11 protein-coding genes and 1 pseudogene are annotated in these 8412 nt (G+C 65.3%); 5 read left to right on the top strand and 7 right to left on the bottom strand.

The genetic code is table 11. From position 1 onward, the window contains the following. Positions 1–155: 155 nt before the first annotated feature. The 7 genes from RT551_RS20630 to RT551_RS20600 all read right to left on the bottom strand — a co-directional run bounded on the left by RT551_RS20630 (position 156) and on the right by RT551_RS20600 (position 4765). The gene (locus tag RT551_RS20630) at positions 156–581 is read right to left on the bottom strand and encodes a hypothetical protein (protein ID WP_313461957.1); all 426 of its coding nucleotides are present in this window, start codon (positions 579–581) and stop codon (positions 156–158) included. Positions 582–669: 88 nt separating this feature from the next. After that, the gene (locus tag RT551_RS20625; RefSeq protein WP_313461955.1) at positions 670–1248 is read right to left on the bottom strand and encodes a DUF2884 family protein; all 579 of its coding nucleotides are present in this window, start codon (positions 1246–1248) and stop codon (positions 670–672) included. A gap of 12 nt (positions 1249–1260) precedes the next feature. After that, complete coding sequence (locus tag RT551_RS20620; protein WP_313461953.1) at positions 1261–2148, bottom strand: DUF4097 family beta strand repeat-containing protein; 888 nt, start codon at positions 2146–2148, stop codon at positions 1261–1263. A 27-nt stretch (positions 2149–2175) separates the two neighbouring features. Next, entirely contained in the window at positions 2176–3204 is a 1029-nt protein-coding gene (locus RT551_RS20615) for an ABC-2 transporter permease (RefSeq protein ID WP_313461951.1), read from the bottom strand. Continuing rightward, positions 3201–4076, bottom strand: coding sequence for an ABC transporter ATP-binding protein (locus RT551_RS20610; protein WP_313461948.1), 876 nt, complete (start codon positions 4074–4076; stop codon positions 3201–3203). Before RT551_RS20610 ends, RT551_RS20615 begins: the two co-directional genes overlap by 4 nt. Beyond that, entirely contained in the window at positions 4073–4435 is a 363-nt protein-coding gene (locus RT551_RS20605) for a GntR family transcriptional regulator (protein WP_125362006.1), read from the bottom strand. The genes RT551_RS20610 and RT551_RS20605 overlap by 4 nt, the downstream gene beginning before the upstream one ends. Positions 4436–4438: 3 nt before the next feature. Continuing rightward, positions 4439–4765 (bottom strand): hypothetical protein, encoded by a 327-nt coding sequence (locus RT551_RS20600; RefSeq protein WP_313461946.1) that lies wholly within the window; start codon positions 4763–4765, stop codon positions 4439–4441. A gap of 215 nt (positions 4766–4980) precedes the next feature. Here RT551_RS20600 and RT551_RS20595 point away from each other — a divergent pair, with 215 nt between their 5' ends. The 5 genes and pseudogenes from RT551_RS20595 to RT551_RS20575 form a co-directional block, all read left to right on the top strand. Continuing rightward, a complete protein-coding gene (locus RT551_RS20595; protein WP_313461944.1) occupies positions 4981–5571 on the top strand; it encodes a glutathione peroxidase in 591 nt (196 codons plus the stop codon). Between the two features lie 84 nt (positions 5572–5655). Continuing rightward, the gene (locus tag RT551_RS20590) at positions 5656–6636 is read left to right on the top strand and encodes an FKBP-type peptidyl-prolyl cis-trans isomerase (RefSeq protein WP_313461942.1); all 981 of its coding nucleotides are present in this window, start codon (positions 5656–5658) and stop codon (positions 6634–6636) included. A gap of 21 nt (positions 6637–6657) precedes the next feature. Then, the gene (locus RT551_RS20585; RefSeq protein WP_313461940.1) at positions 6658–8007 is read left to right on the top strand and encodes a UDP-glucose/GDP-mannose dehydrogenase family protein; all 1350 of its coding nucleotides are present in this window, start codon (positions 6658–6660) and stop codon (positions 8005–8007) included. Further along, positions 8000–8239 (top strand): SlyX family protein, encoded by a 240-nt coding sequence (locus RT551_RS20580; protein WP_311191803.1) that lies wholly within the window; start codon positions 8000–8002, stop codon positions 8237–8239. The genes RT551_RS20585 and RT551_RS20580 overlap by 8 nt, the downstream gene beginning before the upstream one ends. A 13-nt stretch (positions 8240–8252) precedes the next feature. Next, positions 8253–8412, top strand: a pseudogene (locus RT551_RS20575) (DUF2058 domain-containing protein); the annotation flags it as partial.

Below are 8412 nucleotides of genomic sequence, written 5' to 3'. Positions count from 1 at the left end.
ACGAGCCCCCATGGATGGGTTAACGGCGTGTCCCGTACCCCCCATCCGATGGCCCTAAGCACGTAGATCAGCAGCCGAGGGCTGTTCGCCTGAATCCAACAGCAGCCGGGCAAGCCCGGCTCTACGGAAATCGTGCAATTGCAACGCGGTGGGCGTCAGCGACGATCCGCCATCAGGTTGTCGAAGGTTTCGGTGTAGCCCTTGAACTCGGGAATGCGGGTGGTGATGTCGGCGGGGATGGGCTGCATGCCCGGCGGGACCTGGATCTTTACTGCGCGCATGTCCGGGTCGTGCGGGGCGTCCACCAGCGTGTTCTGGCGCAGGACCTGCAGCTGGCCGAACATGTTCTGCAGCAGGGCCTGCTGGCTTTCATCCAGCGGAATCTCGATCTCGTCCACCTTCATGTGCCCGTTCGGCAGCACGATGATGTTCGGGGCCGGCGCGCGGCGCACCGTCACCATGCCGTCGCTGACCGTGATCTTCGGCTTGCTGCGCTCGGCGCGGTGGTTGCGGTATTCCTGGTCGCAGCCGGTGGCGACCACGCAGAACAGGGCAAACAGCAGCAGGCAGAGCTTCTTCATGGCAGTGCGGCAACAAAAAGGGGGAGGACCATTCTAGTCCTCCCCCCGTGGCGATGCCGCCCCTGCGACCGATCGTCGCAGCGCCCGCTCAGGCGTGGCAGTCGTCGATGTCGCTCTGGTCCATCGTGGCGTACGGCTTGAAGGCAGGCAGTACCGCCGCCAGCGCCTGCTGCTTGGCCATCATCTCCGGCAGCAGCTTGCACAAGGTCTGGGCCTGTTCCTTGATCTTGTCCGCCTCCGCGTTCACCTTGGCCTCGATGCCCTCGGTATTGCCCGAGAACACCCCGCGCAGCGCCTCGCCGGCGGCCTTCACGCCCAGCTGGGCACCGGCCACGCCGATGTCCATACCCGCACCGGCCAGCTTTTCCACCTGCTTGCGGTAGTCCAGCAGCAACGCACGCTGCTGCGCGTCGATGGTGACCGCTTGGCCGTTGATCAGCAGATCGCCCTGCGGGGTGATCTCGGCCTTGTTGTTGTGCTCATCGGAAATGTTGATGTTGCCCTTGGCTATTTCCGTGCGCGCCTTGTCGGTCGCCGCCTGTACTTTTGCGCCGATCGATTCGGTTTCGGCCGCCGCCTTGTTTGTGCTGTTGTTGACGTCGCCATTGCCGCAGGCGGCCAGTGGCAGGCAGAGCAGGAGCGAAGGCAGAAGAAGTCGAGTATTCATGTCGGTGATCCTTTATTTACCGCGCGGCAACTGCACGCGGCCGCGCACGTTGCTGTGGTTGATGTCGCCGCTGCCGCTGCTGCCCACGGTGAGATCACCGCCGACATCGCGCACCGTCACATCGCCGGAACCGTGGCGCTCCACCTTGACGCTGCCGCCCACCTGGCGCGCCTCGAAATCGCCCGAGCCGATCCCGGCCAGGGTGACGCTGCCCTTGACCCGCTGCAGGTCGATGTCACCCGAGCCCACCGTGCCGACGTCCACGTTGCCGGCCACGTCGTGCAGCTTCACATCGCCGGAGCCGACATCGCCGACCTTGGCTGCGCCGCCGATGTTGCGCGCGGTGAAATCACCGGAGCCGATCCGCAGCAGGTTCAGCGAGCCGGCCCCGTCCAGATCCACGTCACCCGAACCAATCGCCGCCGTCACCGGTCCCTTGATGGCGCGCAGATCGATATCGCCCGAACCCACATCCGCGCTCAGCGAATGCGCGCCGGTGACGCTGGCATCACCCGAGCCCACGTTCATCTGGATCAGCACGTTGTCCGGAATGGTGCCGCGCAGATCGAGGTAGGCGTACTGGTTGCCGCTCAGGATCGAGCCCACGCCCTGGTTGGCCCGCTCCAGCTTCACGATCAGCTTGCCGCCTTCCTTGCTCTGGGTGACCACCAGGTCCTTCAGCAGGTCCTGCCGTGAAGCACAGGCGCGGCCGGTCAGGGCATGCGGCCCGGGACCGGCCTGCAGCACCAGATCATGCTGGCTGACCTGGAACACCACGGCCTTGGCCCCGGCCACGTCCAGTTTCAGATCACGGGGCTCGCTGTACTGGCACTGCGGTTCATCGGCCATCGCAACAAGGGGCAGCAACAACAGGGAAGCAACAGCGAACGTGCGGATCATGGGCAGGTTCCTCGGTGCAGGGAAGGGTCAGATTTCACCGGCGCGGCGGCGCAGGCGGATTGCAATGATGATGAAGACCACGCCGAACGCCGCGCCGATCCACAGCTCCGGCAACTGCAGCGCCCCCAGCTGGTTGGACGGCGACAGCGCCGTGACCAGGTTGTCGCGGTCGCTGATGACCGCGCGCAGCTGGTCCATGCGGTAGAACACGTCACTGCCCGGCATCGTGCCCAGCAGCAGGCGGCCGACGATGTGCTGCCAGAACCAGCCGCTGGTCAGGTCGAACAGCTGCATGACCTTGGTGGTGGCGACGATGATGCCAGCGAAGATCGGCAGCATCACGCCCCACAGGAACGGCTTGGACTTGGCCCAGGCCGACCACATCAGCAGCCAGCCCGCGGTCGGCAGGGCCCACAACACGTACACCGGCAACCACGAAAGGTGGCTGGCAACCAGCGACAGCGGGCTGGCCGGGCCCCAGATCAGGGTCATCGGGTTGCCGCCGTAGGCCAGGGCCACGCACGACAGGATCAGCATGAAGCCGAACATGGTCAGGATCGAGGCGATCACCGCGATGACCGGGGCCACCACCAGCGCGCTGACCAGCTTGGACAGCACGGTCTGGGTGTCCGACAGCGGCAGCGACTTCCAGAACAGGATGCTGCGGTCGCGGCGGTCGTCGTACAGCGCACCCAGGCAGTAGAAGAACACCACGAAGGCCAGGACCACGAACGGCCACAGCGAGCCGAGCAGGATGGTGAAGTCCAGTGCATTGCCGAGATCGGCCGCGGCACTGGCATCCATCTTCTCGGTCAACAGCTTCAGGTCCAGGCCGTTGATGTTGATGTTTTCGTTGTCGATGTGCAGGTTGCCGCTCTTGGCGGCACGATTCAGACCCCACAGGCCGAGCAGGATGCCGATGGTGCTCATCGCCAGCGAGATCACGCCGGCGATCAACGGGGCCCACAGGAAACCGCCGCGGTTTTCCCAGTACTCGCGCTTGAGCAGCCAGCCGAAGGTGCTCGCCTTGCTGATCGGGTGGTGGACGGTGTTCATGCGTAGGTTCCCTTCATGATGGCCACGAACAGGTCCGCCAGGCCGGGGCTGCGGACTTCGCCGAGGGCGGCGAGCTGGGCGCGCGGTACGCCGTCGAACAGCATGACGTTCTTGCCGAACGGCAGCTGGCGCTCGTCAATGGGTTGCAGGGCACGGGCGGCGTCGGCGGTTTCGGCCGACACCAGGACCTCGGTGTAGCGCTCGCCGATGTCTTCCATGTCGGCGGTCAGCACGATGCGGCCGTCGCGGATGAACATCACGTCGGTCAGGATGTGCTCGATCTCTTCCACCTGGTGGGTGGTGACGATGATGGTCTTCTGCTCGTCGAAGTAGTCTTCCAGCAGGCGCTGGTAGAACTCCTTGCGGTACAGGATGTCCAGGCCCAGGGTCGGTTCGTCCAGCACCAGCACCTTGGCATCGATCGCCATCACCAGGGCCAGGTGCAACTGCACGATCATGCCCTTGGACAGCTCACGCACGCGCTGGCGTGGCTGCAGCTTGGTGGTGGACAGGAAGCGTTCGCAGCGGGCGCGGTCGAAGCGCGGGTGCACCCCGGCGACGAAGTCGATGGCTTCGCGCACCTTCATCCAGCGCGGCAGCACGGCCACGTCGGCAATGAAGCACACGTCGTTCATCAGCGCGTTGCGCTGCACCGCCGGGTCCAGCCCCAGCACGTGCAGTTCGCCTTCCACCGTGGTCAGGCCGAGCAGGGCCTTGAGCAGGGTGGTCTTGCCGGCCCCGTTGGGGCCGATCAGGCCGGTGATGCGCCCGGGGCTGATGGAGAGGCTGGGGGTGTCCAGCGCCACAGTCTGTTTGTAGGCCTTGCGCAGGCCCCGGCCGGTGATGACGGCGTCGGATGCAACGGCATTCATGAGGAAGTCCCTTTGGGCAGCAGATCGTCGAGGTGCAGGCCCAGGCGCTGGATGCGCTCCAGAACCAGCGGCCATTCTTCATTGAGGAAGCGGTCACGCTCGCTGCTGCGCAGCTGGGTGGCGGCTTCCTCGGTCATGAACATGCCCAGCCCGCGGCGCTTCTCCACCAGGCCTTCGTCGGCCAGTTCCTGGTAAGCACGCGAAACGGTGATGGGGTTGAGCTGGTATTCGGCGGCGACCTGCCGGACCGAGGGCAGGGCATCGCCGGGTTTGATGATGCTGTCGAGCATCATCGCGATGACACGCTCCTTCAGCTGACGGTAGATCGGAGCGCCATCGCTCCATTGAATATCGCTCATGAGTCAGCTCCGTGGGTTCAGCGACTGTGCGAATGAGAAGTAAGGCATGGACAGGGAGCTGTGCAGCCGGCGGGGAGGCGTGGGGGCGCCGTCGGCGTTCCCTGCCTCAATGACCTCGGCGTCCTGCGGGCCTTCAAACGCACCGGTGGCGGACGAGCCGTCACGGTCACCGGCGGGGATGCTGAACCAGCCGATCAGCAGCAGCGCGGTGGCGGCTGTGAGGGCTTTGGCGGAGTGGTGGCGCATGCGGTTCATGAGCTTCCCCTGCATCAGGTGACTGGTGTTGTATGCAACTATAACACCGATACGCTGAAGTGCAAGTTGCGACATGCCCCAACTGATGGCAGGGGTGCGCCAGTTCCTGAATGAGGAATGCAACTAGTTGAAAAATATCATGTCATGTCACTGAAATACGGTTGGCTCCGCTGGGCCTGCATTCAGTGATGTGCAGCCACATGGCGCAAAAAGCCCCGGTGGTATAGTCCGCGCAGTCTGCTGGACGGCTGTTCCAGCCTGTTTCCCCGCCTTCTGACCGGAGTTGCCCGATGCGTTTCTCTCACCCTGTCCTGACCGCTGTCCGGGCCCGTCGCTGGACCGTCGCGCTGCTGGCCGGCCTGCTGCTGGCCGGTGGGGCCCAGGCCGCCGGCCTGCTGGATCTGAACTACCGCCCGCTGGCCGGCAAGGGCGAGGTCAATCTGCAGAAGCAGTACGGCGGCAAGGTGCTGCTGGTGGTCAACACTGCCAGCAAGTGCGGTTTCACCCCGCAGTACGAAGGCCTGGAGGCGCTGCAGAAGAAGTACGCCGCGCGCGGCTTCTCGGTGCTGGGCTTCCCGTCCAATGACTTCAAGGGCCAGGAGCCCGGCAGCGAGGCGCAGATCCAGGAATTCTGCACGCTGACCTACGGGGTCAAGTTCCCGATGTTCCAGAAGGTTGAGGTCACCGGCGACAACGCCACTCCGCTGTACAAGCAGTTGACGGCGGCCACCGGCGTCGCCCCGGGCTGGAACTTCCACAAGTATCTGGTGTCCAGGGACGGTCGGGTCGTCGCGCAGTTCCCCAGCAGGGTCAAGCCGGATGATGCCGAGCTGGTCAAGGCGATCGAACATGAGCTGTCGGTCACGCCTGCAAAGCGCTGATCGTCTCGACATCTCGCACGTGCGTGCGACAATGCTTCTTTTCGCGCCGACGTCGGCGCCCAGTCACTTCCAGGAATGCAGCAAATGAAGATGGGAATGCGTGGCGCCGCGGCGTCGGTTCTGATTCTGGCGATGGGTACCTCCGGTGCCGCCCTGTCGCAACAACCGGCTGCCACCCCGGCCGCCAAGGAGACCTCTGCTTTGACCTCCCAGAAAGACAAGCTCAGCTACGCCATTGGCCTGGATGTGGCCAATTCCTTCGCCCCGATTGCTGAAGAGATCGATCTGGCCGCGCTGCGCCGTGGCGTCGAAAACGCCTTCGCCGGCAAGCAGCCGCTGATTACCCAGGAAGAAGCGCAGAAGACCGACCAGGCGCTGCGCATGTCGATGGCGGTCAAGGCCGGCCAGCCGATTCCGGGCCAGGCCCCGGGCACCCCGGCTCCGAAGGTCGACCGCGAAAAGGTCGGCCTGATGCTGGGCAGCTACGCTGTCGGCCCGTCGCTGGCCGCGCTGAAGGATGACCTGGACCTGACCCCGCTGTTCGACGCGATCTCGACCAGCTTCAGCAAGGGCACGCCGAAGATGACCGCCGACCAGGCCAAGTCCACGCTGGAAGGCTTCATGGCCGCCAAGCAGGCCGAAATGCAGGCCAAGGCGGCCGCCCAGGCCGGCACCAACCGCACCGAAGGCAACGCCTTCCTGGCCAAGAACAAGACCGTGCCGGGCGTGGTCACCACCGCGTCGGGCCTGCAGTACCAGGTGCTGCGTCCGGGTTCGGGCGAGCGCCCGATGCCGACCAGCAAGGTCCGCGTGAACTACGAAGGCAAGCTGCTGGACGGCACCGTGTTCGACAGCAGCTACCAGCGCGGCACCCCGGCCGAGTTCGGCCTGGACCAGGTGATCAAGGGCTGGACCGAAGGCGTCGCGCTGATGCCGGTCGGCTCCAAGTACCGCTTCTGGATCCCGGGTGAGCTGGCCTATGGCGAAGCCGGCACGCAGGGTGGCCCGATCGGCCCGAACGCGACGCTGACCTTCGACGTCGAACTGCTGACCATCCTGCCGTAAGGGAACGGAGCCATCACGGACATGCGCGTCGCGATTTTCGGTACCGGCTACGTCGGGCTGGTCACGGGCACCTGCCTGGCCGATGTCGGCCACCAGGTGGTCTGCGTCGATATCGACCAGGCCAAGGTGGACGGCCTCAACCAGGGCATCATCCCGATCTACGAACCGGGGCTGGAGCCCATGGTCAAGGCCAACCACGCCGCGGCGAGGCTGGCCTTCACCACCGACGCCGCCGCCGCCATCGCGCATGGCCAGGTGATCTTCATCGCGGTCGGCACGCCGCCCGATGAAGACGGCAGTGCCGACCTGCAGTACGTGCTGGCCGTGGCCCGCACCATCGGCCAGCACATGCAGGTCCCGACCGTGGTGGTCAACAAGTCGACGGTGCCGGTCGGTACCGCCGACAAAGTGCGCGCGGCCATCGCCGAGGTGCTGGCCGCACGTGGGGTGGAGATCGCGTTCGACGTGGTCTCCAACCCGGAATTCCTCAAGGAAGGTGACGCGGTTGCCGACTGCATGCGGCCAGACCGCATCGTGGTGGGCGCGTCCAATCCTGATTCGGTGGCGCTGATGCGCCGCCTGTACGCACCGTTCAACCGCAACCACGACCGCGTGGTGGAAATGGACGTGCGCTCGGCCGAACTGACCAAGTACGCCGCCAACGCGATGCTGGCCACCAAGATTTCGTTCATGAACGAAATCGCCAACATTGCCGAACGCGTCGGTGCCGATGTCGAGCAGGTCCGCCAGGGTATCGGTTCGGACCCGCGCATCGGCTGGCATTTCATCTACCCGGGTGCCGGTTACGGCGGCTCGTGCTTCCCCAAGGACGTGCAGGCGCTGGCCCGCACCGCGCAGCAGTATGGCCACGAGCCGAAGCTGCTCAATGCGGTGGAAGCGGTCAACGATGCCCAGAAGGGGCATCTGTTCGAACTGATCCAGCGTCACTACGACCGGGGCGAGGACGAAGGCGTGCGCGGCCGCACTTTTGCGGTGTGGGGTCTGGCGTTCAAGCCCAACACTGACGACATGCGTGAAGCCTCCAGCCGTCGCCTGCTGGCGCAGCTGTGGGAGGGCGGTGCCAAGGTCCGCGCCTACGACCCGGAAGCCGCCCACGAAGCACAGCGCATTTTCGGCGAGCGCGACGATCTGGTCTTCTGCGACAGCGCCAACGCGGCGCTGGAAGGCGCTGATGCGCTGGTGGTGGTGACCGAGTGGAAGCAGTTCCGCAGCCCGGATTTCGCCATGCTGCGCGAAAAGCTCAAGGATGCGGTGGTCTTTGACGGCCGCAATCTGTACGACCCGCAGGACATCGAAGCGGCCGGTGTGGCTTACTACGGCATCGGTCGGGGGCGTTCGCTGCATGGATGAGCTGATTCCCTCCGCGCGTGAACAGGCGCTGGAAGCGCGCCTGATCGAGCTGGAAATGCGCGTGTCCTTCCAGGAACAGGCGCTGGCCGAACTGAGCGAAGCGTTGGCCGATGCCCGTATCGAAGGCAACCGCAATGCCGAGCTGACCAAACTGCTGCTGGAAGACCTGGGCAAGGTCCGAAACGCGTTGTATTCCGATCCGGGCGAAGAACCGCCGCCCCCGCACTACTGATCGACCTGACACCATGAGCGATACCCTCCGCGACCAGCTGCTGGGCCTGGGCTTCAAGTCCGCGCCGCAGCCCGAACGCAAACCCGAGCGCAAGCCCGATGCCCGCCGCGACGGCCGCCCCGGTGGCAAGCCGCAGGGCGCACGTCCTGCCGGCAAGCCCGGCGATGGCCCGC

The organism is Stenotrophomonas sp. (assembly GCF_032103445.1).
Lineage (GTDB): Bacteria > Pseudomonadota > Gammaproteobacteria > Xanthomonadales > Xanthomonadaceae > Stenotrophomonas.
Note: the sequence above shows the minus strand (reverse complement) of the source record. Positions and strands in the feature narration are given on the sequence as shown.